The sequence below is a fragment of the Pseudomonas sp. MWU15-20650 genome, from assembly GCF_023242475.1.
In the GTDB taxonomy this organism is placed as follows: domain Bacteria; phylum Pseudomonadota; class Gammaproteobacteria; order Pseudomonadales; family Pseudomonadaceae; genus Aquipseudomonas.
Map to the genome: position 1 here is coordinate 1 of NZ_JALJFG010000007.1, position 23,903 is coordinate 23,903.

Genomic DNA, 23,903 nt, shown 5'->3' on the forward strand with positions numbered 1-23,903 from the left:
GTTTATGGAGCGCTTACATTGAACTTATGGGCGATGTCAGATGTTCATAAGCGGCTCATGAGCCTGAAATTACTGGCTAACCGCTCTAGAAATTAACGCGCCTGTTCATCGATTGATGTTCATAGACCTAGTTTTCTCCGCCGTCCTTACCCTCGTCGCCCCAACCTCTGACGGTCCCAGTCCAGTTGCTTCGTCCACGCAACCTAAACGAACATCGCTGACAGCAATAGATTGCAGCGGTGCGCCCCTCCGGTTGACGTACCGCTTTTGCCTGTCAGCCCGTCCCCGACGGTAAGATCTCCATCAACACAGAGATTTTTTGTAGGGGACACAGGAAAAGCGGTACAAGGGCACCGGCAATCTAAGGACGACTAGCGAGCTTTAACTAGGAGTCCGTGCTGTATTTGAACCTATTGCTTGGTACATATTCTCTGCGCTGCATTAGGTTCACGATTTTGACGCTCTCGCTATGCTTGATGTATTTATATGTGAAGTATCTTGCAACTTTATCTTCATGAGTGGAGAGCACGATTTGCTTGTCTTGGAAGTCGTTGCGTAACAGCTCGACCAATGAAGACATGTTGATGTCATCCATCGTCTGGACTGGATCATCGATTAAGATGGTTCCGAATTTTTTGGAATAAACACGGTGCAATGCTAACGTCAATGCGATTACAACAGCAGAAATTTGCCCTGAACTCATTGTATTCAGAATGTCGTGGTCGCTCTTCCAATCCGAGACTAGTCGCACATTTTTTAGCTCATCCTCACCTGTTGGATCTTTAATGAATATGCCGTGTCCTATTCCAGCTTGGTGGCTTTGGAGGATTTTTCCTGAGTAAATATAGAAGGGGATTTCAATATCTGTAATGAGATCCTTTCTATATTTTCTGATCTGAGATCTGACAATAGTAATGAGGTCTCCAGTGTCGGAGAGTGCTCGTTCAAGAAGCGAGTCATTTTTTTGAAGCTTTTGCAGCTCAACAGCATGCGCTCTCATGTCGTTGCCGTACTGTTCTTTTATGTAAGTTTCTTTCTGCGTGAGGAGATCTATCGGGTAGGTTGTTAGCCTTTCAGCGGTTTTGTTGAAATAATCTTTGAAGATACGGTCTAGAGTTGATGATGTATGGGTTTCGTAAAAGTTTTCTGGTGCCGGCCCGATTAGCGCTCTTATTCTTTCGCACAATACATCTGTCGCTTCGGCAATGTATCTATCGCGAGCCGCGACGGGAAAGTCCTCAGCGAGGAGGTCTTCATGCTCAATGTTCTCGGTTATCAGCCATTGCCGTATATTTTCTAAGCGATCTTTAGATGCAAATGCCTCTGCAAGTTTGTTCAGGTCAGTCTGGCTAGGTTCTACATTTATTTCTAAGTAGACCTCGCAGGCGTTGAGCAAATCTGCTAGATGGTGCTTGGAGAAATTTTCCCGAGCAGCTACGGTTGCTTTATCTTTATCTGAAAGCTCACTACGGAGTAAGTCGCCATGTTTTTCGACAGCTGCTTTCAATGCGTCGTGAGTGTTATGGTCGTGGCCACAGAAGAAACATGAAGTTTCGGTAGGGGTGACGTCTAAAGCGGGAGACAGTTTGGAGTGGTGGTTCAGGATTTCTGTGTAGACTGAACTTACACCCTTGTTTTTTGAAATTAAGGTGTTGAGTAATGTCAAGGCATCACGGAACTCAGCTCTACCAGGCAGCTTGAGCGCAGTGTAAAGATTTTCTAAGCGGGAATTTTTAAGTATGTCGCTAATGTCTTCCTGTTGAAGGATATCATATGAGTTCTTAACTTCCTGATAGGTCTTGCTATAGTCTTGATAGCCATGGTAGTTCAGGTGTGTGTTAGCATAGCCTACGTAAAGCTCAAGCAGGTTGCGTTGGTGCAATGCTGACTGATAATGGCGATTTCTCAAGTAGAAGTCACTGTGGCTTACTAGCCATTTTATGGCTTCAATTTCGGCGAGAGATGCGCTCAGCCTTTGTTCGGTCAGTTCGACTATTGTTTCAAAATCCCAATAAGGGGAGGTGTTGTTCTCGGACAGCCAAGGGAACGCATACTGATGTGACTCTGCCGGCTCAGTTGTGATTGCCAACTCGGGATCGAGATGGTACAAGCGCTGAAGTTCAGAGATTCGATTAGTTATTGACTTTTTAGCGACGTTGATTTTCCTTTGTGCGCTGGTAAGTTTTTCTAGGTTTTCGTCAGCTTCACGGGTGTCACCAAAAAGCTGCGCAAGCTCAGTTGCACGTTGAGTTTCATTGTTTGTTTTTAAGAATCTTGACGTTTCTTCTTGCTGCACATAATGGAATAGCAAAAAGTCTCTGGCAAAATCTTTGCTGTCAAAAAATTGTTCAAGAACATCTTTTTTTGCCGGCTCGGCACTGCCATCGATGATCTCATTGAGCTCCCACAGTTCTGCGAATCTCGCTATTCGCTTCGAGGGGCCGGTAATATTGCTTTTAAGTTTTCGTTGAAAAATTCTTGTGTTGGAGTTTTCGTCTTTGAACTCTAACAATATTTCAACCGAAGAAGCATTTCTATGTGCTACAACGATGTCTGCAGGGTTTTGGCGGTTATCCAGGGTGATGAGTCTGCTGATATTTCCAGTTAGCGCTAACTCGACGGCATCAAATACCGAAGTTTTACCATATCCATTCGGCCCATCCAACAGGATCAGCTTGTTCCCTTCGAAGTCAATAGAGTAAGGTTCGCCGCCGAAAATTTTAAAATTCACCAACGTAATTTTGGTCAAGAATATCATAGTTCGACACTCCAGATTTTCATCACTTCATCTAATATATTTTCATCATTCCATTCGGCTTCTATGGAAATGATTTCTTTGTAGATTGAATTAAGTCCAGGTGTGAGGTTATTTTCAATGTCTAATGCAAGATTGCTAAGCTTTTGCTCTTGAGGAGTATAGATTAGGAAGGGTAGTTTGAGGGTGGTCTTAAGAACTATCGAATACAGGCCCTTTGTGGAACTCTGCTTGAATTCGAGGAAATTTTTGCCCCCATTAGCATTCAAGATGTTATTGATGACATCGTTGGTTATCTCTTCAAGCCCGTTGCTTGAAAGATAGGTCTGCAAGGCTAGCAATTCACCCGTGGAGTAGGTTAGGACATTTTTCTTGAAGTTGTAGGGGTCTTCTTCCAAAGAAAATATTGTTTCTTTACTGATTTTTATCGCTTCATGGCACACAATCATCGTGCAGTTCTTTTCAAAGAATCGTTCAGTTTTGCCTGAGTTTCGAATTTTTTCAAAAATAGTTTGAGCTTTTTCTTCCAAAAGCAGCATGGCCACTTTATTGTCTTGCTCTTCGGCTCGGAGCGAGACGAAGTATTCTTGCTTGCTCTCGTCACTGGCTTTAAAAAGCGTGATCATAAAACCCGGCTCATCGAGATCGAGGTCAATCCGTTGATAGCCATTGTTAGAAATGATGTTATTTATCAGATTTATCATTTGGCTAGCTTAATCTTGGCTTTATTAAGTGGAATAACGCTAATGCTTTTGAATGTCTCTGTTCTTTTCAAGCGTTGATCAGCATCGATCTCTATTGGCGCTTCGGTATTTTTTTCAGCATCCGGGTAGAAAATGTGATCTGTTTCTCCGCAATGAATCAAGTTTTCAATTTCGTATAAGAGTTCGGACAAGCAAGGGTTCGAGTGCATCTGCTTTGAGGTTAAATCAAACCGCCCATTGTTTGTAATAGTGGTGGGAAGAAAGTTTTGGAATGGGGGCGTGCTGGAACGATAGGTGAACTGATAGCGTGCGGCGTTTGGTGCAGAGCTGGCGATGTCTACAGAGTGTAGAATCTTGAGCAGGTAAAGACGTATGCCCTCATCGTTATAAGTGAAAGCGTTACTTGTGTTACTTGCATCATCCAGGAGCAAATGGGGTGAAAAGCTTCGATAATGCTCCCAGAGCTCACGAGGATGTAATGCAAGCAAAATGGCGCAAGCAGCCTGAAGATTACAGGGTTGATCATTGCCTGCGTCAGGATAATCTACTTCGTCACTCATGTATTGATCGATTTGATATGAGAATCTTTCCTTGAATTTGTATGCCAGATAGTCCTTGCTGATGTCTTCCAAGTCGGTCTCTAGTACGAGAATCAGCGAATCAATGCTTATCGAAAGTTTATTTTCTTTGGCTTTTGTTTTGTGGCGATCGATAATATGCCTGTCGATCATGCCGAGGTAGTGGTGAAAGGCCTTGTCAAGATGATCGTCGGTAATGATTTTTTTGCGAGCTTGGAAGGCAAGACTGATTTGATTTTTTATTTTTTTGTTGATGTCGTCTAGGTCGCAATATTTTTTCTTGTCGTCATACTCGTAGCTCGCAACCCTGCTCAGGGCATCATTTTTTTGGATAAGAATTTCCTCTAAAATGGCGTACAGTTCATCCGCCGACTTAGTAGGAAATGCATAACGTAAAATCGCTGAGATTTTTGTTATTTTCTTTGAGTCTGAAGCCGCTTTCCCTATCGTCGTAGCAACTTTGTCAGCGCTATCTTGGTACTCATTACAAATGAAGATTAGGTCGTTTTTTATAGAGTCGATCAAAGAAGTGAAGTTGGGTCTGTTGTTGATGACACTTCCAAGTGTGGACGAAGCCAGAGACGGTTGGCTGTTTGTAGAGTTCAAGAGTAATTTCGATTAGCGCATTTGAGTATTTCTCGAAGGTACTCTTATTGTAAGCCTTCACTTGATGAATTGAGATCGATTCATCGTTTCTCTTGATTTCAAAGTCTTCTGTTGACTCAAGCATAAGGCTATATGCTGAGAGATCTGTGTCGGGAGTTTCTCTATTTATCAGGACTAAGGCATAATAAAGCGCTACTTTTCCCTGGTAGTTGAAACCACTCCAAGAGGGTGATGCATCGAAAGCCATTAACAAAATCTCCGGCACCAATGTCTGAATGAGTGCGCGGGTGGAGCTATCGAATGCTTGTGCCTCAGCGCCTCCCTACGCGAAACCCAATACTAGGCTAACTGGGTAGCATAATGCCATCTTTCGTGAGGGGATTTTAAGGTGTAGCACTACTACGCCTAGCTTGTCACCAAGCGTATCGAGATGAATCGCCCCGGGTTTCGTAGACACCTCTTTGCCTTAAACTGAGGCCAATCAGGAGGTGCCATGAGCAACCCACGTTATCCCGAAGAATTCAAAATCCAAGCGGTCAATCAAGTGACCGAAAAGAAACTGCCTGTCGCTGATGTGGCGGTGCGTCTTGGCGTGTCGACGCATAGCCTCTATGCCTGGATAAAGCGCTACAGCAAACCTCAGGCAGAACGGCAGCAAGACGATGATCAGCACGCTGAACTGCGTCGTCTGCGAGCGGAACTCAAGCGGGTCACTGAAGAGCGAGACATCTTAAAAAAGGTTCTTCACGGATTACCGGGAAAGACGCTCTTGATCTTCATGAAAAAGAATTCGCTGTCCCGGTAACCGTACGCCATCCGCTTAATGACCTTTATTCGATTGTTGATACCTTCCAACTGTCCCGTATGCATCGGCCAACGAACACGGCTGAGGATGCCCCGCCAGTAACCCTTCAATCGTTTGGCAAACTGGATCAGAGCCGGTATCTCACTTTCTTGAGCATGGCGCAGCCATTGCTGCCAGGCTGATCGCCAGCCCCAGGCGGAGCTCGGCGTCCACAGCGTTTTGAGCTCAGCCTTCATCAAATAAACCGTCATCAACGCTTGGTTGGCCGCCAGCAGATCCTCCAAACGCACCTGTTGCTCCGGCGTTTTCAGGCTCTGCGGGTTGCGCAGCAACAGCCATCGCGCTTGCTTGATGACCTTTCGGGCAGGCTTGTCATATCGCTACCGCTTCAATTCGGGCGCACCCCTCTGGCCCCAGCTCTTCGAAGAAGGGCCTGATCGCCGCCCGGCTGCGACCTTCGCCAATCCAAAGCACTCGCCGGGTATCAGCGTCCAACACCACACTGGCGTAGCGATGACCTTTGAATAACGCGAACTCGTCCATTATCAAGCGCCGTGGTTGGGCCTTGGGTAAGGCACTCAACGCCGCTTGCAGCGCGCGCCGTTCCAGCAACCGAACGGTGTCCCAGTGCAGCCCGAACATCTCTGCAACATGCAGTGTAGGAAGGCGTTCGCAGGCTCGAATAACGGCCTCTGCCAGCCGGCGCGTCATGCGGGCGTAGCGATCCAGCCAACTGACGGCTTCCATGCGCTTGCCACAATCACGGCAGCCAACACGCCTGAGCTGCACGTTGAGGCGGACTGCATGGCCAAGGATCGGCAAGTCACGCACGACACGATCGCAGTACTCATGAGTTGTTGAACAGAGCTTTTGGCAGCCACCACAGGTGGGAAATCGCATGGCCTGAGGGATCAGATCGATTTGAAGGGCATCGCCGTCAGGTTTGATCGTGACGACAGAAAAGCCCTCCCAAAAAGGAAGGAAAGTATTAATATCGCGCATAAGAACGCCGGTTTGTTAGATGTGTTTGCTCGCACGAACATCATCAATCAAATCGGCGTTCTTGTTTCTGTGTTTCCCGGGATTCCGTGAAGAACCTTAAAAAAGGCCGCCGCGTACTTTGCCAAGGAGTGCGGCTGAAGTACGCCTTTATCAAGCAGCACGCGGGCGACTATTCCATTCGACGGCTTTGCCTGACGCTGAAAGTCCATCCCAGTGGTTATTACGCTTGGTTGTCTGAGCCGCAATCTGCACGCGCTAAAGACGACCAGCGATTGCTGGGTTTGATCAAGCACTCGTGGCTGGAGAGCGGCGGAGTTTATGGCTATCGCAAAATCCATGACGACCTGCGCGAGGTCGGTGAAGCTTGTGGTCGGCATCGTGTGGCGAGGCTGATGCGTCTTGAAGGTCTGCGCTCTCAGATAGGGTATCGACGCCGTCCTGGCAAATACGGCGGTAAGCCAGCGGTCGCCTCACCCAATTTACTGAAGCGCCAGTTCGATGTCGTGGAACCCAACAAGGTTTGGGTCACCGACATCACCTATATTCGTACGTATGAAGGCTGGCTGTTGCCGCTGATGCGAATTTGACCCACGTAACGGTACACAGCTGACCCATAGTAACCTTCTCAAAATCCACCTCTGATCGGGCTCGGAGAACGAGCGCTTGGGTCAGTGAATAGTCAGCCGTTGGGTCAATTTTGCTCCCGCAGTAACAGCTTGTCTTCCTACAACTGAAGATTCTCCTGCCAAATCTGCTTTGAGTTGCTGTCTGGCGAAGTCTCGGCGGCAGGCAGTGAGCCTGCCGCATCAAACTCCCAAGCAAGAACCTAATTCAAGCTTGAGGGGAGGTTGGAGTGGGCGGTTTGGCCGGCTCCACCTCACCAGCCCGAGTCTGTCCACTCCGGATTTTATCAATGTCCCACACCGCCTTCGCGACCTCCTCAATTTTCGCCACGAACTTGTCGACGTTGAAGCCGACTATGAAGGCCAGTGCGAAAAATCCAATTTCGCTTGCTCCGGCGTTCGCGGTCGACTCCAGTACCAACAAGCCTGCCTTCAAAGAGGAACGGCAGGGCTATGACATGGAGCAGCTCACAGCTACTCTGTGTGTATTGATTCTAGGTGTTCGGATATGGCGCAGCGCAAACACATACCTCTCGAAATCAGACTCCGGCTCTTTTCTGACGCAGCGGGACATTGCCAGCGACCGGACTGCCTGCAACCTCTTTTCCCCGCCGAGATGGGCGGAGAAAAGCACATCGCCGAAATGGCGCATGTGATTCCGCATGGTGAAAAGGGCCCGCGCCACGACGAGAGGCCAGACGGAGAGTTTGAAGCCGATACAGTGGAGAACCTACTTCTGCTGTGCCCTGGCTGTCATACGCTGATTGACAAGAATGCGGCCGCGTACAGCCGCAGCACGCTGCTGACCTGGAAGAGTAACCACCTCGCAGCGCTGGCTACCAAGCAAGGCATACGCACCTACGATGACCGCGCTCAAGTCAGGAATGTCATTGTTGCCGCCATGGCTGAGAACAAAGCTATCTGGCGCATCTTGGCACCCTGTGATGGGTCAAGCTTTGAATATGATCCGGAATCAGAGTCAGCGAAGACATGGACGCATCGAATGAGGAATGTGATTCTGCCCAATCACTTCCGCATCCAAGCCATCACGAATGCGAATGTGCATCTCATGACCGGTGCTGAACATGAAGTCTTCGCGCAATATCTGGAGCATGTTCGCGGTCTTGTTGAGCGTCACGTGTGCGACGTGCCCGGAAGGGCGATTCGCTATCCTGGAGAAATGGACGGAATCTTTGCATGAAATGGCAGTTGAAATACGCGCTTGAAAATCTTCGCGGCGGGAGCGGCGTGATCTCGGCAGAGCATGCCGGCGGAGAAGCGATCCGCGTAGAGGTTCGCGAACAGCCCGAGGTTCTGGCAGTCGTCTCCGATACTGACAGGATGACGACTGAGTTGGCCTCCCAATATCATCGAGAGTGTCCTGGTATGAACTTTCTTTGCGGTTATCGTAAAGAGTGCGTCTGGGAGGGAGGTGCAATCGCTTATGTGGAGTCCAATTCCATTGGTTGGGGAAGCATAGGCACGCTCTCGTCGGCAATCCCGAAGGGCTCGGTTAAGCGCGCCTCCCATAAAGCATACGCGTTTGCATTCCGGTTGATTGACCAGCTTCGTTGTGTGATGGTCGTTGACCGAGAATTTGACCGCATTGTCACAGTGACGCTCGTAGGTGGGCGTTCACTCAGGATAGGGATGATCTTGGAATACGAGCCAATAGCCGAGCAGGTTCGTAGTCTTTGGAACGATTTCGGTGCCATTGATATCGCCTGGAACATAAACCCGAACGGATCGCCTACGCCTAGCGCAATTGAAGCTGGGCGGGAGTTGGGATGCAAGGTGCTCAAATGGGAAGACCTGAAGCCAACCCTGCAGAAGGGCTGATGACTGCAGTGGACGTGGCGCGCCATCTTCTTAAGGCGTGCCCGTCTTTGCGACTTTTTGAACCCTTCATGTTCGGTTCGTCATTGCGTGGAGTCGTAAGCGACTTCGACATATTGGTCGTCGGCCCGTCAGGCGACCCGCTCGTTCAACTGAAGCAGGAGTTGAAGCTGGCGGGTGCGGAGCTACCGCTGGATGTTCTGTATATGCTGCCAGAGGAAGCTGAGTACACGCAATTTGTGACCCGGGAGGGATGTATCGCACTCTTACGGTTGGCCAGTTCCGAGTAAATGCGTGCGCTCAGCTGTGGGGTCGATCTTTAGCAACCTCTGGGGCTCCGCGCGCGGAGCCCGGCAACACAATTTTCCCGCTTCCCACTAGGCTCATTAGTTCTTCAAATTCCTGAATTGCGGGGAAGTAGATGTTTTCCTCGGGGAACAGGTGGCAAGGATCGTATTGCGCTCGGATCTTGGCGATCTCCGATTCTCCAATCACACCGGCTAGGGTGATCCCGTTGCCGATGTAGAGCTCCTTGCAGGTAACGGCCAGCAAATACGTTGAGGAACGAGAGCGTATCACTGGGTGTACGTTACCAATTTTTGCCATTCGCGCGGCCACCTCATGCCCTTGCTTAAACGCCTTGATCAAGGAGGTCTGAGTGGCTCGGCGAACATCTCCTCGCCTAAGTGCTGCCATCCCTCGTTGAGCCATATCTACGCCCTTGGCATCGATCAAAACATTGGAGTCTCCGTCGGCTACGACGAAGTCGACAACCCTGGATGCGCCAGTTCAATGGTCAGAAACAGTCGATCGAGCACATTGGACAATGCGCGGATCGATAGCGGACGGCCACGATGATGAACAAATAACGATACGACAATTTCATTGGTTTACCGTCACGCAGAGGGCGTCGTTCATGCTGGATATAACGCTCGTAGACCTCATACAACTGTGCGGAGATACCTACGGTTCGTCCGTGTGTTTTCAGCGCAGGCTCTTCAACGCGGGGGTCGCCCGGATCATGCTCGCGATCATTGATGCTGACATAGGCGTGCTGAGAACCATTATTGATATCTGTGGTGTAGAGCTTCAGAAGCTCTCCGCGACGGATACCGGTCTCCAAGAGCAATTCAATCATTAGCCAATTACGCAGTTGCAAACGTTCAGGAAACGGATTCTCCGCGGCGCCCGGGCGAATCAGTGTATGGACGATCTGGAGTTGAGTATCGGTCAGGCTGCGGTAACGAATGTGGTTGGGACGAACATTGATGATATGGCTCTCAAATCGTCGTTCAATGACGTCGGCGACATCTGCAAATGCCACCTCGATGTTAGCCAGAGTGGTTGAGTTCTGACGAGCGCGCGGGATGTATCGGGTAACAGACCAGGACAGGTACTGCTTCAACAGCCGCAGGTACTGGTCACGGGTGCGCGGATCAATCTGTGGAAGAGATGCTGTTGCAGATGTGCCAATTCGGGCAACCAGATTATCGGCCTGGCGGCCGCTTTGGAGCCAGAGAGCGTAACCGTCCAGTAGCGCCAGAATCGCCTCGAAGTGACAGGCTAAGATAGCCTCATCGATATCCAGCTCCCGGCTTTTGGCATAGGTGTAGAAAGTCTGGATCGCGCGCAGATGTGCCGCCGCCGTATTGTAAGCGCGGTACCTGAGCTTGAGTTGAACGTAGATGAACGGAACGAGTATGGGCAACGGCTTAGCATTACCAGACTGCACGAGCAGCGGTACACGCTGACCTGAAGAGAAACGGCACTGAATCAGCTTCATCGGCAGCCACCTCATTGAATGGCTCGCCATGAACACGAAGGACATGGCCCGTTGAGAGATTGGACGTCAGAAGCGGGTTTGTCGAATCAGTGCCTTAAGAGGCTTATGAACATTTCTGGCATAGCACCTCGTTTAACATAATATACATTATGCGAACCTTTCTATACGGGCCAGGGAGGCTCTGGTGGTCAGATTTGAAGGCAGGCACTGCCTCTTACGCATCGCCTGGTCCAGCTTGCTGCTTGGCGATGTAACTCACGATGAATGCATCCTGCGATCCGCGCTCCTTGTGATAACCAACCACGTTGGCCAGCGTCCACCCCAACATCCTCATAAGAATCGAGTCAGAAAATTTCGCGCTGTCGGACTCATACGGATACCGGCTGTTGGTGAATACATTGCAGTATCTCTCAAAGCAATCTTCTTGGCTGTCCAAGGCCAGGCTGCAAAGGATCTGGTCAGGAACGGCATAAAACAGTGTCAGCCAATCATGGCTGCATTGACTTGTGCTGCGTGCGGCAAGTTTTGAGCGTCAAGCAACTGGGCTGCTTTCAGGTAGCTGTGTACCTGCAAAAGCCGGAGAATCCCAAACTCAAGAAACTGCTGGCCAAGGCCCACCCGCCTATCAATAACTGGAGATGGGCCTTGGGTAAACGCAGGCCAAGCGTGAGGCAGTCGCCAGGAGGGTCAAGTAGTCTTCTGGCAGATCTTACTGTATTGATTTACGTTGGAAACTGCGGAGTCTAGTGCTGTTGTCTTGTATTTAAAGTAGTAGATTTTATCTGCCTGAGCGGGTCCGACATTACCGAAATATTCTTCCCAAGCATTTTTTTGAGTGAGTAAGTCAGAGAGCATGGCGCTTAGGACGTTGTCCGTCCAAACGGCCTTGTAACCTTTAATCTCGCCAGGGGCTGGGCTGGTATGCTTGACATACTTATCCACCGAGTAGCCATACATGGCACCCTTTGTATGCTCATAGGCCATAAATACCGTATACACCGTCCCGACTGATTGCTTGAACCAAGGGATAACCACAAAGTGATGAACCGCTGTTCCCGTAATTAGAAAGTGCCAAACAGCTGTCTGCGAGTGCTCACCACGAAATAAAAGTGCCTGATCGATTTGGTACTTCATGCTCGTATTATTGGTGATGACGTCGCTCCCAACGTCATCTTGCACCTTCCCGTAAACAGCGCAGCTCATTTGGACTGACACCGAAGGACAATTCGTCAAACCCATGAGTGTTGCGTTGTCAGTTATAGCCTTAATCAAATCTTCTCCAGTCATGTCTCTTGGCTCCTGCCCAGATAGTTAACAGGTATGTGGAAATCATTAAGATCACTATCGTTGGTGAGGGTAGCTTCGATCTGTCATTTATCCAGTGTGTGAAGCCTGAAATGTTTTCTGGTTCACCTAATGAACTACCCTCCTCCATAGCCAACCCATTAATATAGCTCAACTAAATACTCATTTAGTTGAGCTAAGCCAAGCAACTGCCGGCTATTGTATGCCGCCATCGCCGACGGTCTGACGCCGCTACAAATGTACAGACTCTGTAATCACTACCTTGTCCCCCCAGGTACCACTCTCTAAGCTGGCGATCTTTTGCTGCTGCCGGGAACTCCCATGCCTCGAAGTATCGCCCACCTCGCCTTGCTGTTGGGCTTGATCACCGCCATTGGCCCGTTCGCCATCGACAGCTACCTGCCCGCCTTGCCCACCCTGGGTGCCAGCCTGCAAGCGTCGCCCGCCGCCGTGCAGATGAGCTTGACCGTGTTTTTCATGATCATTGGCGTGTGCCAATTGTTCTACGGGCCGATCAGTGATGTATTCGGTCGTAAACCGCCCATCTATGCAGGCTTGGTGATTTTCGCCGTGGCCAGCGTCGGTTGCGCCCTGGCCCCCACGATCGAAGCGCTGATTGGTTTCCGTGCCCTGCAAGCCTTTGGCGCATGCGCCGGGATGGTCATTCCCCGAGCGATTGTTCGCGACCTTTACACCGGCCATGAAGCCGCGCGCCTGATGGCCCTGCTGATGCTGGTGATGAGTATTTCGCCGATCCTGGCCCCTCTGGCCGGCAGTGTGGTGATTTCACTCTGGAGTTGGCGCGAAGTGTTTGCCGTGCTGGCGGTCGTTTCCGTGCTGTGCCTGGTGATGACCGTCGTGCAGTTGCCCGAAACCCATCCGGCCGAGCGGCGGCTGGGCAAAACCCTGGGCAGTGCGATCCGCAGCTATGGGGCATTGTTGCGCGACCCGGTGTTTATCGGCTTGTCGGTCGTCAGCGGTTTCGGCCTGGCCACTTTCTTTGTGTTTATCGGCAGCGCACCGTTCGTGTATATCGAATATTTCGGCCTGACACCGACGCAATTCAGCCTGTGCTTTGCCCTCAATGCCGCGTCGTTCTTTGCCATGAGCCAACTGACGGCGCACCTGAGCGCACGCTTTGGCCTGGCGCGACTGATCCGTTGGTCGGTGGTCGCAGTGGCGGCGGTGATGACAGTGCTGGCGGCCACCACTGTGTGGGGCGGCCACCTGGCCATAATGATGACGCTGCTGTTTGTCGGCTTTGGCTTCCTCGGCCTGCTGCTGCCCGCTGCCGGCGTGCTGTCGCTGGAGGATCACGGGGCGGTCGCCGGCTCAGCGTCGGCGCTGCTCGGTGCTATCCAGATGATTACGGCGGCGGTGTCCATGAGCGTGGTCGGTGTGTTCGCCGACCATACCCCGACGCCCATGCTGCTCGGTATTGCACTGTGCGCTGTCGCCGCGATGCTGACAACGCTGTGGACCTTGCGGCGCTTGCCGGCCCATCTGGCAGGCGCTCGTTCCTGACATTGTTTTCGCTGATACCCGTTATCGGCCGCAATCCCTTCTGGCTCGCAGCCAGGCTTTATAGAATGGCGACCACCGTCAAACCGTCACCGTAGGGTGCTGGAGGTCGTCATGCGTTACTTACTCATTGCAGTGCTGAGCCTGTTCAGCGCCCTCGCCTCTGCCCAGGGCAACCCCAATCCGGGGGCTAATACGTCGGTCAACCAGGCCGACGATTATGCCGAAGACCTCGACATCGCCAAGGCCGTGCGCAGCGCCAACGCAGCGTCGACCACATGCGGCCCAGTCAAAGGGCATGTGGTGTATGTCGACAGCCAGGGGGTGCGTCACGAGCTGGACTACGTACGGATGGGTGATGCCTGCCCGCACAGCTGAGTGGCTTACAGGTCAAACCGGTCCACTGCCCGACGCCGCTCATTGTCATCACGTACGTCATAACCGGCGGTGGTCTGGATATTGGTGTGGTGCGCCAGTTTTTGTGCGATGGATAAGTCGTGCTCCTCGATCACCCGCGTGATGAACGAGCGCCGAAAGTCATGGGGCATGATCTTCACCCCGACTTGTTCGCCCCGCTGACGGGCGATGTAGTAAATCGCATGCTTGGTGATGCGCTCCCGCGTGATATGACTGCCTCGGCGGATACGATTGAACAGAAAGGTGTCGTCTTGCTCGCCTTCCTTGAGGTGCTCACGCCGAAACTCCAGCCAAGCCCGCAACTTGGCAAACGCCCAGTCCGGCGCGTACTTGACCAGCTCCTTGTTGCCCTTGCCGATCACGCGCAAGCTGCGTTCGCCGAAGTCGATCTGTGCCAGGTCCAGGTTGACCGACTCTGACTTGCGCATGCCTGAGCCGTACAAAATGCCGATCACCGCGGCATCCCGCAGTCCCTGGGGGCGTGGGTCGGCGGCGCAGACTTCCATCATTTCGCGGATCAGCGAACGACGCAGGTTACGCCCCTGCCCCAGGCGCGTGCCGCTGGCGGCCTTGACTGAACGCATCTTCAAGAGATGATCCTGGCTGATCAGGCTCATGCGCCACGCTTCATTCATCACCCCACGCACTGCATTCACATACAGCGACGAGGTATTGGGCGCGTAGCCGTCCTCGCGCAACGCCGCGACCAGGGCAATCACCTGCTCGGGCTGCAGCAAATGCCAGTCGATTTCTTCAAGGTTGATGTCTTCGAAGCCCAGGCGGTCGGCGGCATCCTGCAGCACGTAGCGCATGGTCAGCTGGCTCGAAGGCGACAGGCGGGTGAGGTAGAAGGTCAGCGGGTTGCGGATAGACTCAGTCAAGGTAGATCAGCCTTTGGATTAAATACATCGGTCAACCTATTGATTAATCGATTTATTTAGTGGATTGGCGAAGGCTGAGTCTAACGCAGGATCAGCCCTGGCACAAAAAGGCGGCTATTGATCATCCTCGGCGGCGTCCTGGGGTTGGGTCTGGGACTGGCTCCAGTCTGCGTCCTGCTTTTGCATCAGCGCAAACCAATGCTGGCGCATGAACGCCAGGTAGGCGTCCGGGGCCTTGGCAAAATCTTTCTCTTCGCTGTAGCAGCCCGGCAGCGGCAGTTCGGTGCCCTGCTCCTTGTACTGGCTGACCAATGCCTGCTGTGCCGCAACGCTGCAGTCGGTAGGCAGCGGCATACCACGCAGGGCGCCGGCGTCCTCGTCCCACCAACTGGCCCCCACGCGATCAACACCCCGCAGGCGATACTTCTCGGACTTGCCGACGTGCATGATCAGCTTGAACTCATTGGGGCTCACATCACTGGTACACGTGCGCGAGTACCCGACCGTGGCCTGGGTATTACCGTCGCCCAAAAGGTCGGTGACCTGGGTGGCCGACCGATCAAAACGCAGCCCTGCGTCGAATTGGCAGTGTTGCACGTCGTCGTAAAGCATCCAGACGCGCTTGGGGTGCTCCCCGTCCAGCAGGTACTGGGCGGCATAGACAAATGCAGACTGGGTGCCATCATCGTCACGTTCGCTGACTTGTTCAGCCAATACCAGCAGATTCTTGCCTTGGCGGTCGTCCCAGGTATAGGCGGCGACCTGCTTGCCACGCACCTCGACGCCATCCGGCACGTGTTCGAGCGGGGTGAGTGCAACCCCGTCGTCGGCTTGTACGGTCGTGGCACAGCCCACGGTCATCAACAGCCCCATCAACGATCCCATCAGCGCGGGCCGCAACTGGCCGCATAAAAGCTGCACACTATTCATCCGAGTACCCTGGCAAGAGATGGCTTACTTTACCGGCACTTGAGGGGCAATGCAGAGAAGATTGTTGAATAAAGTGGGTGGCTGATGGCACCCTAGGAAAATAGCGACTGTTTTTACCCGGCAAAGGTATCCCCTGGCGCTTCAGTCACTTAGCTGAACCCTGGCTGTCTACCTGTCAAATAAACGAGTTTTTCATCTGCCTTTCATATTCGTTCAACATTTTTGCGCTTAATCTTGGACGAAGGACTTGAGAACGAACCGCGTTTTACCGACTAACCTGTTGATTACGCTTTACCTTTCACGATTTTCGTCTTTACTCTGCTCACCATGGAAGAAACCAGTGCCCGTCTTCAGGAAAGTCGAATGAATGCCGCAACCCCACGCTACGTTTAATCAGCCTGCTGTTCACCCGGCTGATTAATGCTGTTTTCACGCTCCAATTGCTCTAGCCCCGAGGTCATGAATCTTTGAAACCCTACCCTATTCATTGCGTGTCGATCGTTATCCCGGTCTACAACGAACAAGAGAGCCTGCCTGAATTGCTGCGTCGCACGACGGCAGCTTGCAAGCAACTGGCCTACGAATACGAAATCATCCTGGTGGATGACGGTAGTCGCGACAATTCGGCCCAATTGCTGGAAGACGCAGCCGCTGAAGAAGGCAGCAACGTGGTGGCGGTCATCCTCAACCGTAACTACGGCCAGCATGCGGCGATCATGGCCGGCTTTGAGCAGTGCCGTGGCGACGTGGTGATTACCCTCGATGCCGACCTGCAGAACCCGCCGGAAGAAATTCCGCGCCTGGTAGAGCAAGCGGCCCTGGGCTACGACGTGGTCGCAACCGTGCGTAACAACCGCCAGGACTCGGCCTTCCGCCGCTGGCCTTCGCGCCTGATCAACCTGGCCGTACAACGCTCCACCGGCGTGGCCATGACCGACTATGGCTGCATGTTGCGCGCCTATCGCCGCACCATCGTCGACGCGATGCTGGCCTGCCGCGAGCGCAGCACCTTTATTCCGATCCTGGCTAACGGCTTTGCCCGCCACACCACGGAAATCCTGGTGCACCACGCCGAGCGTGAACACGGCGAATCGAAATACAGCGCCATGCGCTTGATCAGCCTGATGTTCGACCTGCTGACCTGCATGACCACCACCCCATTGCGCTTACTGTCCATCGTCGGCTTCAGCCTGGCGGCACTGGGCGTGCTCTTTGCGTTTGCATTGGTGTTCCTGCGCCTGGTCTTCGGTGCCGAATGGGCCGGTTCAGGCACGTTCGTGCTGTTTGCCGTGTTGTTCGTGTTCACCGGTGGTCAATTCATTGGCATGGGCCTCTTGGGTGAATACCTGGGACGCATGTACAGTGACGTCCGTGCCCGTCCACGGTTCTTTATTGAAAAAGTGCTGCGTAACCAACCCGCAGCACCTGCGCCAGTTGTCGTGGTCGACGGTCTGGCAACTTCTCACACTTCCACTTCTCCTTCCGATCAGGTTTCGTCATGAATTCAAAAGCTGTTGTCTTTGCTTATCACGATATTGGCTGTGCAGGCATTGAAGCCCTGCTGACCGCCGGCTACGACATTGCTGCCGTGTTCACCCATGCCGACGACCCCAAGGAAAATAATTTCTACGGTTCCGTCGCTCAACTCTGCGCCCGCAATGGCATCCCGGTGCACGCACCGGAAGACGCCAACCACCCGCTGTGGATCGAGCGCATTGCCAAGCTGAACCCGGATTACATCTTCTCGTTCTACTACCGCAACCTGCTGAGCGAAGCGCTGCTGGCGACCGCCAAAAAGGGCGCGTTCAACCTGCACGGTTCACTGCTGCCTAAATACCGTGGCCGCGCTCCGGCCAACTGGGTACTGGTAAACGGCGAAACTGAAACCGGTGTGACCCTGCACCGTATGGTCAAGCGTGCCGATGCCGGCGCGATCCTGGCCCAGCAGAAAGTCGTTATCGACCGCACGGATACCGGTCTGACCCTGCACACCAAATTGCGTGACGCGGCCACCAACCTGCTGCGCGACGCCCTGCCACAACTGGCCCAAGGCAAGCTGGCTGAAACCGCCCAGGACGAAAGCCAGGCCACCTATTTCGGCCGCCGCACCGCTGCCGATGGCAAGCTGGACTGGAAAAAACCGGCTGAAGAGCTGTTCAACCTGGTTCGTGCGGTCACCCAACCGTACCCGGGCGCCTTCTGCGCTGTTGGCGAGCACAAACTGATCGTTTGGCAAGCTGACGTCATCAAGGGCAACGAAGGCCTGGCGCCAGGCCGTGTGATCAGCGTCAACCCGCTGCGCATCGCCTGCGGTGAAGACTCCCTGGTGGTCAAGTTCGGCCAGCGCAACGAAAACGGCCTGTACCTGGCCGGCCCTTCCCTGGCCGACGAGTTGGGCCTGGTGGACGGTTCCGTACTGCGCGGCGCCGAGTCCGGCCGCAAGCCACGCCGTACCCGCGTACTGATCCTGGGCGTGAACGGTTTCATCGGCAACCACCTGTCCGAGCGCCTGCTGCGTGACGACCGTTACGAAATCTACGGCCTGGATATCGGCTCCGACGCTATCGAGCGCCTGCGCAGCCACCCGAACTTCCACTACGTGGAAGGCGACATCAGCATTCACTCCGAGTGGATCGAGTACCACATCAAGAAGTGCGACGTGGTCCTGCCGCTGGTAGCCATCGCTACACCTATCGAATACACCCGTAACCCGCTGCGCGTGTTCGAGCTGGACTTCGAAGAGAACCTGAAACTGGTTCGCTACTGCGTCAAGTACAACAAGCGCGTGATCTTCCCGTCGACGTCCGAAGTGTATGGCATGTGCCAGGACCAGTACTTCGACGAAGACACCTCCAACCTGGTGGTCGGCCCGGTCAACAAGCAACGCTGGATCTACTCGGTTTCCAAGCAACTGCTGGACCGCGTGATCTGGGCCTACGGTGACAAGGGCTTGAAGTTCACCCTGTTCCGTCCGTTCAACTGGATGGGCCCACGCCTGGACCGCCTGGACTCGGCGCGTATCGGCAGCTCCCGTGCAATCACCCAGTTGATCCTGAACCTGGTGGAAGGCACCCCGATCCGTCTGTTCGACGGTGGTGAGCAGAAGCGTTGCTTCACCGACATCGCTGACGGTATCGAAGCCCTGGCACGCATCATTGATAACGACAACGATGCCTGCAACGGCCAGATCATCAACATCGGCAACCCGGAAAACGAAGCCAGCATTCGTCAGCTGGGCGAAGAACTGCTGCGTCAGTTCGAAGCTCACCCGCTGCGCGGCAACTTCCCTCCGTTCGCCGGTTTCCGCGACGTAGAGAGCAAGGCGTTCTACGGCACCGGTTACCAGGACGTGGCACACCGCAAACCAAGCATCGAAAACGCCAAGCGCCTGCTGAACTGGGAGCCGACCGTAGAGATGAGCGAAACCATCGGCAACACGCTCGACTTCTTCCTGCGTGAAGCCATGCTCGAAATCGCGGACAAGAAGTAATGCAGGCAGGTCTTCGCATCGACGTCGACACCTATCGAGGCACCCGTGAAGGGGTGCCTCGGTTGCTCGAGTCCCTGGATGAAGCCGGGGTCAAAGCGACGTTCTTCTTCAGCGTTGGGCCGGACAACATGGGGCGCCACTTGTGGCGCCTGATCCGTCCGCAATTCCTGTGGAAGATGCTGCGCTCCAATGCCGCCGGCCTGTATGGCTGGGACATCTTGCTGGCCGGCACCGCCTGGCCAGGCAAGCCGATTGGCCGCGACCTGGGGCACCTGATGCGCCAGGCCAAGGCCGCCGGGCATGAAGTCGGCCTGCACGCCTGGGATCACCATGGCTGGCAGGCCAACACCGGGCGTTGGAGCGACGCACAGCTGATCGAGCAGATTCGACGCGGTGTGGACACCTTGAGCGACATCCTTGGCGAGCGTATCGATTGCTCAGCGGCCGCCGGTTGGCGTGCCGACGAGCGCGTGGTGCAAGCCAAACAAAGTTTCAACTTTCGCTACAACAGTGATTGCCGGGGCACCAGCCTGTTTCGACCGACCTTGGCCGATGGCAGCGCGGGCACCCCACAAATTCCGGTAGACCTGCCGACCTTCGACGAAGTCGTCGGGCCGGTGGTGGCTGCCAAAGAGTTCAACAGCTTCATTCTTGACCGCTTTAGCGAGTCGAAGCTGAATGTCTACACGATCCACGCAGAAGTAGAAGGGATTCTGATGGCTGATGACTTTCGCCAACTGCTGGCCCAGGCCAAACAGCGCGGCATCCACTTCACCCCCCTGGGCGACCTGTTGCCCGCGGATGTGACCACCCTGCCCCAGCAACAACTGGTGCGCGGTGTGTTGAGCGGCCGCGAGGGTTGGCTTGGAGTGCAGCAGGCATGATTCGGCGCTGGGCACTGCCCCTGCTCCTGTTGGCGTTTGGCCTGTTCTACCTGCTACCACTGGCCACCCACGGCCTGTGGATCCCCGATGAAACCCGCTATGCGCAGATCAGCCAGGAAATGCTGCTGACCGGCAAATGGGCCTCGCCGCATTTCATGGGCATTCGCTACTTCGAAAAACCCGCAGCGGGCTACTGGATGATCGCGCTGGGCCAGGCGATCTTCGGGCAGAACCTGTTCGGCGTGCGGTTTGCTTCAGCCTTGAGCACCGGCTTGAGCATTGTCCTGGTTTACCTGGTGTCCCGTCGGCTGTGGAACAACCCGCAAAAAAGCCTGGTCAGCACCGTGCTGTACATGAGCTTTGTCAGCGTGGCATTGCTCGGCGGCTATGCCAACCTGGACCCGCAGTTCACCTTCTGGGTCAACCTGACCGGCGTCGCGTTGTGGTTCTGCTTCGACTGCACCACCCGTCGTGGCCGTTTGTGGTCCTGGGCGTTGCTGGGCTTCGCCTGCGGCATGGGTTTCATGACCAAGGGCTTCCTGGCCTGGCTGCTGCCGGTGTTGATCGCCCTGCCCTACGCTCTCTGGCAAAAGCGTTTTACCGAATTACTCGGTTACGGCGTCGTGGCGGTGCTCGTGGCCATTGTGGTCAGCGTGCCATGGGCGTTAGCCGTACACCTGCAAGAGCCTGACTACTGGAACTTCTTCTTCTGGCACGAGCATATCCAGCGTTTCGCCGGTGAAGACGCACAGCACGCCGAGCCGTTCTGGTATTACCTGCCGCTGCTGGTCGCCTTTTCGCTGCCGTGGGTCGCCCTGCTGCCGTCCACGGTCAAACAGGCGTGGGTGGAAAAACGCCTGCCCAAGACCGCGTTCCTGCTGTTGTGGCTGCTGATGCCCCTGGCATTCTTCAGCCTGGCCAAGGGCAAGTTGCCCTCCTATATCATGCCGTGCCTGGTGCCCCTGGCGTTGTTGATGGGCTCGACCTTGACCGACAAACTGGCCCAGGGCCAGGGTCGCGCACTGCGCATCAACGGCGGGTTGAACCTGGTGATTGGCGTGCTGGGGTTGCTGGCCTTGAGCTGGTTTCAATTGAAGAACCCTGTCTACGCGCACGGTGAAGAAACCCTGAGCCTGGTGCTGGTGTTTACCTTCCTGTTCGGCTGGATTTTCGCCAACCTGTTGCAAGCCGCACGCCCCTTGACGCTCTGGGCCGCACCCGTTGTCGGCAGCTGGTTGCTGGTAGCGCTCGTCCCTGCCGCGCTGCCGCACTCGGTGGTTTATAACAAGACGCCAGACCAGTTCATCATCGATCATTTGCAGGAGCTGCAACCGACCAGCGCGCTGCTGAGCAACGACCTGGGAGCGGCATCGGCGCTGTCATGGCGCCTGGCACGGCCGGACGTAACCCTCTACAACACCGTCGGTGAAGTGAAATACGGCATTGCCTACCCGGACACAGCCCATCGCAAGATCGACCCCAGCCAAGTCCAGCAATGGATGAGCGACGCACGCAAGCAAGGCGCCGTGGGTGTGGTCATGCGGGTCAAGGGCGAGGACGAAGTCGCCGAAGTCGAATTGCTGCCCAAAGATGGCAAGCGCTACGAACAAGGCAATATCGTGATTCTGATCTTCCCGCAGGTTACGCAATGATCACCCTGCTTCTGTTGCTGACGGCCTGTTTACTCACGTGCATGGGCCAAGTCTCGCAAAAATTTGCGGTGGAAAGCTGGCGTGACCTGCCGCAGGGTTGGGCGCTGAAGCTGCGCTCGCCCTGGTTATGGTCGGCACTGGTTTGCCTGGGCCTGGGTTTGCTGGTGTGGCTGCTGGTGTTGCAGCGCCTGGAGGTCGGGATTGCCTACCCGATGCTCAGCCTGAACTTTGTACTGGTTACGCTGATGGCGCGCTTTGTGTTTCATGAACACATTGATGGCCGGCACTGGATGGGGGTGGCGCTGGTCATCGCCGGTGTCGTGTTGCTGGGGCGCCAGGTATGAGCCGGGTGCGAGGTTTCACCCTGGCCCTGGGCAGCGTCGGCCTGGTCAGTGCGGCTCAATTGGGCATGCGCTGGAGCATGACCCGCCTACCGTTGCCCGCCGAGTGGCTGACGGCCTTCAACAGTAACACCATCGACCTCGGTGCCTTGGGCGTGGTGATCCTGGCGATCATCGCCTATGCACTGTCGATGCTGTGCTGGCTCGGTGCGTTGAAGGACCTGCCCCTCGGCCGCGCCTATTCGCTGCTCAGCATCAGCTATGCGCTGGTCTACCTGCTGGCTGCCAGCCTGCCGGTGTTCAACGAACATTTTTCGCTTTCAAAAACCCTGGGGGTGGCCTTGGTCATCCTCGGTGTATTGGTTATTAACTCTCGTCGTGCTAGCACCACAAGTCCCAGGAATGCCCCATGAAAATCAGTGTGTTTGGTAGTGGTTACGTCGGTCTGGTGCAGGCCACCGTATTGGCCGAAGTCGGTCACGATGTCATCTGCATGGACGTTGACAAGAGCAAGGTCGAGTCGCTGCAGAAAGGCCACGTGACGATCTTCGAGCCGGGCCTGGCAGCCATGGTCAAGGAAAACCTGGAAAGCGGGCGTCTGCATTTTACCTACGACGAAAAACTCGCCGTTGAACACGGTGAAGTGCTGTTTATCGCCGTGGGTACGCCGTCGGATGAAGACGGCTCGGCCGACCTGAAATACGTGCTGTCGGTCGGTGACGCCGTGTCCCGCCATCGTGTAGAACCGGTGATTCTGGTAGAGAAGTCCACCGTTCCCGTCGGCACGGGCGACACACTGCGCGCGCACATCGAAAAGAACCTGCACGTGGCGGGCCGCCACTTGGAATTCGATATCGTCTCCAACCCGGAATTCCTCAAGGAAGGCACGGCGGTTGCCGACTGCCGCCGTCCGGACCGCATCATCATCGGTTGCGAGCGTGAAGAAGTGCGTGAAGTGATGCGCGACCTGTACGCGCCGTTCAACCGCAACCACGATCGCATCATCTTCATGGACCTGCGCAGCGCCGAACTGACCAAGTACGCCGCCAACTGCATGCTGGCCACCAAGATCAGCTTTATCAACCAGATCGCCGAACTGGCCGAACACCTGGGCGCCGACATCGAAGCCGTACGCCTGGGCATTGGTGCCGACTCGCGCATCGGCTACCACTTCATCTACCCGGGTTGCGGCTACGGTGGCTCGTGCTTCCCCAAAGACATGCGCGCCCTGATCCACAGCGCCAAGGAAGCCAACTGCTCCAGCGACCTGCTGGAAGCCGTGGAAGCCATCAACCAGCGTCAGAAGAGCAAGCTGTTCGAGCGTATCAACGCTTACTTCAAGGGCGAGCTCAAGGGCAAGACCTTCGCGTTGTGGGGCCTGGCCTTCAAGCCCAACACCGACGACATGCGTGATGCTCCGAGCCGCGTGCTGATGGAAGCCTTGTGGGCAGCCGGTGCCAATGTGCGCGCCTTTGACCCGGAGGCGATGCAGGAAACTCAGCGGATCTACGGTGACGAGTCCCGCCTGACCCTGTTGGGTACCCCCGAATCCGCCTTGAGCGGCGCCGATGCGTTGATCGTCTGCACGGAATGGCAGCAATTCAAGGCGCCGGATTTCGACCTGATCCTGGACCGCCTGAAAAACCCGGTGATCTTCGACGGCCGCAACCTGTACGACGGTGAGCGTCTGGCGCGCAAAGGCTTCAAATATTTCCCAATGGGCCGTGGCGACTCCTGCGAGCTGCCAATTCCCCAGCAAAACTGGGCACCTCAAGTCAAGGAAGACTGAC

At 54.5% G+C, this 23,903-nt stretch carries 22 protein-coding genes and 2 pseudogenes; 14 read left to right on the forward strand and 10 right to left on the reverse strand.

The window, feature by feature from the left end; translation table 11 throughout:
- Positions 1–385 precede the first annotated feature (385 nt).
- From M5B43_RS08540 to M5B43_RS08550, 3 genes are all read right to left on the reverse strand, one after another.
- Positions 386–2,758, reverse strand: a complete 2,373-nt coding sequence (locus M5B43_RS08540; protein WP_248749681.1) for an AAA family ATPase — start codon at positions 2,756–2,758, stop codon at positions 386–388.
- The gene (locus M5B43_RS08545) at positions 2,755–3,381 is read right to left on the reverse strand and encodes an ABC-three component system middle component 1 (protein WP_218833833.1); all 627 of its coding nucleotides are present in this window, start codon (positions 3,379–3,381) and stop codon (positions 2,755–2,757) included. The genes M5B43_RS08540 and M5B43_RS08545 overlap by 4 nt, the downstream gene beginning before the upstream one ends.
- Positions 3,382–3,455: 74 nt before the next feature.
- Positions 3,456–4,643: an ABC-three component system protein gene (locus tag M5B43_RS08550; RefSeq protein ID WP_248749682.1), complete on the reverse strand. Its 1,188-nt coding sequence runs from the start codon at positions 4,641–4,643 to the stop codon at positions 3,456–3,458.
- Positions 4,644–5,136: 493 nt separating this feature from the next.
- Here M5B43_RS08550 and M5B43_RS08555 point away from each other — a divergent pair.
- Positions 5,137–5,382, forward strand: a pseudogene (locus tag M5B43_RS08555) (transposase); the annotation flags it as partial.
- 5 nt (positions 5,383–5,387) lie between these two features.
- Here the strand turns inward: M5B43_RS08555 and M5B43_RS27235 are convergent.
- Positions 5,388–5,780, reverse strand: coding sequence for a transposase (locus M5B43_RS27235; protein WP_283099419.1), 393 nt, complete (start codon positions 5,778–5,780; stop codon positions 5,388–5,390).
- Between the two features lie 40 nt (positions 5,781–5,820).
- Positions 5,821–6,450, reverse strand: coding sequence for a helix-turn-helix domain-containing protein (locus M5B43_RS27240; RefSeq protein WP_283099420.1), 630 nt, complete (start codon positions 6,448–6,450; stop codon positions 5,821–5,823).
- Between the two features lie 95 nt (positions 6,451–6,545).
- Between M5B43_RS27240 and M5B43_RS08565 the strand changes: the two are divergent.
- The 4 genes and pseudogenes from M5B43_RS08565 to M5B43_RS08580 form a co-directional block, all read left to right on the forward strand.
- Positions 6,546–7,016 (forward strand): annotated as a pseudogene (locus tag M5B43_RS08565) (IS3 family transposase); the annotation flags it as partial.
- Between the two features lie 565 nt (positions 7,017–7,581).
- On the forward strand, positions 7,582–8,274 hold the full coding sequence (locus M5B43_RS08570; protein ID WP_248749683.1) for an HNH endonuclease: 693 nt from the start codon (positions 7,582–7,584) through the stop codon (positions 8,272–8,274).
- On the forward strand, positions 8,271–8,912 hold the full coding sequence (locus M5B43_RS08575; RefSeq protein ID WP_248749684.1) for a hypothetical protein: 642 nt from the start codon (positions 8,271–8,273) through the stop codon (positions 8,910–8,912). The genes M5B43_RS08570 and M5B43_RS08575 overlap by 4 nt, the downstream gene beginning before the upstream one ends.
- Positions 8,912–9,199 carry a nucleotidyltransferase domain-containing protein gene (locus M5B43_RS08580; RefSeq protein ID WP_248749685.1) on the forward strand — a complete coding sequence of 96 codons (288 nt, stop codon included), beginning with the start codon at positions 8,912–8,914 and terminating at the stop codon, positions 9,197–9,199. The genes M5B43_RS08575 and M5B43_RS08580 overlap by 1 nt, the downstream gene beginning before the upstream one ends.
- Positions 9,200–9,209: 10 nt before the next feature.
- Here M5B43_RS08580 and M5B43_RS08585 read toward each other — a convergent pair whose 3' ends face one another.
- From M5B43_RS08585 to M5B43_RS08595, 3 genes are all read right to left on the reverse strand, one after another.
- Positions 9,210–9,644, reverse strand: a complete 435-nt coding sequence (locus tag M5B43_RS08585) for a hypothetical protein (RefSeq protein WP_248749686.1) — start codon at positions 9,642–9,644, stop codon at positions 9,210–9,212.
- Between the two features lie 61 nt (positions 9,645–9,705).
- The gene (locus tag M5B43_RS08590; protein ID WP_248749687.1) at positions 9,706–10,692 is read right to left on the reverse strand and encodes a tyrosine-type recombinase/integrase; all 987 of its coding nucleotides are present in this window, start codon (positions 10,690–10,692) and stop codon (positions 9,706–9,708) included.
- Between the two features lie 687 nt (positions 10,693–11,379).
- Positions 11,380–11,979, reverse strand: a complete 600-nt coding sequence (locus M5B43_RS08595) for a hypothetical protein (protein ID WP_248749688.1) — start codon at positions 11,977–11,979, stop codon at positions 11,380–11,382.
- A 339-nt stretch (positions 11,980–12,318) separates the two neighbouring features.
- On the opposite strand from M5B43_RS08595, the gene M5B43_RS08600 reads away from it, so the two are divergent.
- Both M5B43_RS08600 and M5B43_RS08605 read left to right on the forward strand, forming a co-directional pair.
- Positions 12,319–13,521, forward strand: coding sequence for a multidrug effflux MFS transporter (locus M5B43_RS08600; protein WP_248749689.1), 1,203 nt, complete (start codon positions 12,319–12,321; stop codon positions 13,519–13,521).
- A gap of 111 nt (positions 13,522–13,632) precedes the next feature.
- Positions 13,633–13,896, forward strand: a complete 264-nt coding sequence (locus tag M5B43_RS08605; RefSeq protein WP_248749690.1) for a DUF2790 domain-containing protein — start codon at positions 13,633–13,635, stop codon at positions 13,894–13,896.
- Between the two features lie 5 nt (positions 13,897–13,901).
- Here the strand turns inward: M5B43_RS08605 and M5B43_RS08610 are convergent, their stop codons facing one another.
- Positions 13,902–14,816, reverse strand: coding sequence for a tyrosine-type recombinase/integrase (locus M5B43_RS08610; protein WP_248749691.1), 915 nt, complete (start codon positions 14,814–14,816; stop codon positions 13,902–13,904).
- Positions 14,817–14,930: 114 nt separating this feature from the next.
- Positions 14,931–15,746, reverse strand: coding sequence for a M949_RS01915 family surface polysaccharide biosynthesis protein (locus M5B43_RS08615; protein ID WP_248749692.1), 816 nt, complete (start codon positions 15,744–15,746; stop codon positions 14,931–14,933).
- Between the two features lie 467 nt (positions 15,747–16,213).
- Here M5B43_RS08615 and arnC point away from each other — a divergent pair, with 467 nt between their 5' ends.
- Genes arnC through M5B43_RS08650 form a run of 7 tightly spaced genes read left to right on the forward strand, consistent with a single transcriptional unit; the run spans position 16,214 to position 23,902 of the window.
- On the forward strand, positions 16,214–17,248 hold the full coding sequence (gene arnC, locus M5B43_RS08620; protein WP_248749693.1) for an undecaprenyl-phosphate 4-deoxy-4-formamido-L-arabinose transferase: 1,035 nt from the start codon (positions 16,214–16,216) through the stop codon (positions 17,246–17,248).
- Complete coding sequence (arnA, locus tag M5B43_RS08625; protein ID WP_248749694.1) at positions 17,245–19,236, forward strand: bifunctional UDP-4-amino-4-deoxy-L-arabinose formyltransferase/UDP-glucuronic acid oxidase ArnA; 1,992 nt, start codon at positions 17,245–17,247, stop codon at positions 19,234–19,236. Before arnC ends, arnA begins: the two co-directional genes overlap by 4 nt.
- Positions 19,236–20,120: a 4-deoxy-4-formamido-L-arabinose-phosphoundecaprenol deformylase gene (arnD, locus tag M5B43_RS08630; RefSeq protein WP_248749695.1), complete on the forward strand. Its 885-nt coding sequence runs from the start codon at positions 19,236–19,238 to the stop codon at positions 20,118–20,120. The genes arnA and arnD overlap by 1 nt, the downstream gene beginning before the upstream one ends.
- Positions 20,117–21,772 (forward strand): lipid IV(A) 4-amino-4-deoxy-L-arabinosyltransferase, encoded by a 1,656-nt coding sequence (gene arnT / locus M5B43_RS08635; RefSeq protein ID WP_248749696.1) that lies wholly within the window; start codon positions 20,117–20,119, stop codon positions 21,770–21,772. The genes arnD and arnT overlap by 4 nt, the downstream gene beginning before the upstream one ends.
- Entirely contained in the window at positions 21,769–22,116 is a 348-nt protein-coding gene (arnE, locus tag M5B43_RS08640; RefSeq protein WP_248749697.1) for a 4-amino-4-deoxy-L-arabinose-phosphoundecaprenol flippase subunit ArnE, read from the forward strand. The genes arnT and arnE overlap by 4 nt, the downstream gene beginning before the upstream one ends.
- On the forward strand, positions 22,113–22,526 hold the full coding sequence (gene arnF, locus M5B43_RS08645) for a 4-amino-4-deoxy-L-arabinose-phosphoundecaprenol flippase subunit ArnF (protein ID WP_248749698.1): 414 nt from the start codon (positions 22,113–22,115) through the stop codon (positions 22,524–22,526). Before arnE ends, arnF begins: the two co-directional genes overlap by 4 nt.
- Entirely contained in the window at positions 22,523–23,902 is a 1,380-nt protein-coding gene (locus M5B43_RS08650) for a UDP-glucose/GDP-mannose dehydrogenase family protein (RefSeq protein WP_248749699.1), read from the forward strand. The genes arnF and M5B43_RS08650 overlap by 4 nt, the downstream gene beginning before the upstream one ends.
- The last annotated feature ends 1 nt before the right edge of the window (position 23,903 follow it).

What these genes read in the sequence shown, in the direction of transcription:
- M5B43_RS08540 (WP_248749681.1), bottom strand. Translation starts at nt 2,758, where the DNA reads ATGATATTCTTGACCAAAATTACGTTGGTGAATTTTAAAATTTTCGGC.
- M5B43_RS08545 (WP_218833833.1), bottom strand. Translation starts at nt 3,381, where the DNA reads ATGATCACGCTTTTTAAAGCCAGTGACGAGAGCAAGCAAGAATACTTC.
- M5B43_RS27240 (WP_283099420.1), bottom strand. Translation starts at nt 6,450, where the DNA reads ATGCGCGATATTAATACTTTCCTTCCTTTTTGGGAGGGCTTTTCTGTC.
- M5B43_RS08570 (WP_248749683.1), top strand. Translation starts at nt 7,582, where the DNA reads ATGGCGCAGCGCAAACACATACCTCTCGAAATCAGACTCCGGCTCTTT.
- M5B43_RS08575 (WP_248749684.1), top strand. Translation starts at nt 8,271, where the DNA reads ATGAAATGGCAGTTGAAATACGCGCTTGAAAATCTTCGCGGCGGGAGC.
- M5B43_RS08580 (WP_248749685.1), top strand. Translation starts at nt 8,912, where the DNA reads ATGACTGCAGTGGACGTGGCGCGCCATCTTCTTAAGGCGTGCCCGTCT.
- M5B43_RS08590 (WP_248749687.1), bottom strand. Translation starts at nt 10,692, where the DNA reads ATGAAGCTGATTCAGTGCCGTTTCTCTTCAGGTCAGCGTGTACCGCTG.
- M5B43_RS08595 (WP_248749688.1), bottom strand. Translation starts at nt 11,979, where the DNA reads ATGACTGGAGAAGATTTGATTAAGGCTATAACTGACAACGCAACACTC.
- M5B43_RS08600 (WP_248749689.1), top strand. Translation starts at nt 12,319, where the DNA reads ATGCCTCGAAGTATCGCCCACCTCGCCTTGCTGTTGGGCTTGATCACC.
- M5B43_RS08605 (WP_248749690.1), top strand. Translation starts at nt 13,633, where the DNA reads ATGCGTTACTTACTCATTGCAGTGCTGAGCCTGTTCAGCGCCCTCGCC.
- M5B43_RS08615 (WP_248749692.1), bottom strand. Translation starts at nt 15,746, where the DNA reads ATGAATAGTGTGCAGCTTTTATGCGGCCAGTTGCGGCCCGCGCTGATG.
- arnA (WP_248749694.1), top strand. Translation starts at nt 17,245, where the DNA reads ATGAATTCAAAAGCTGTTGTCTTTGCTTATCACGATATTGGCTGTGCA.
- arnD (WP_248749695.1), top strand. Translation starts at nt 19,236, where the DNA reads ATGCAGGCAGGTCTTCGCATCGACGTCGACACCTATCGAGGCACCCGT.
- arnT (WP_248749696.1), top strand. Translation starts at nt 20,117, where the DNA reads ATGATTCGGCGCTGGGCACTGCCCCTGCTCCTGTTGGCGTTTGGCCTG.
- arnE (WP_248749697.1), top strand. Translation starts at nt 21,769, where the DNA reads ATGATCACCCTGCTTCTGTTGCTGACGGCCTGTTTACTCACGTGCATG.
- arnF (WP_248749698.1), top strand. Translation starts at nt 22,113, where the DNA reads ATGAGCCGGGTGCGAGGTTTCACCCTGGCCCTGGGCAGCGTCGGCCTG.
- M5B43_RS08650 (WP_248749699.1), top strand. Translation starts at nt 22,523, where the DNA reads ATGAAAATCAGTGTGTTTGGTAGTGGTTACGTCGGTCTGGTGCAGGCC.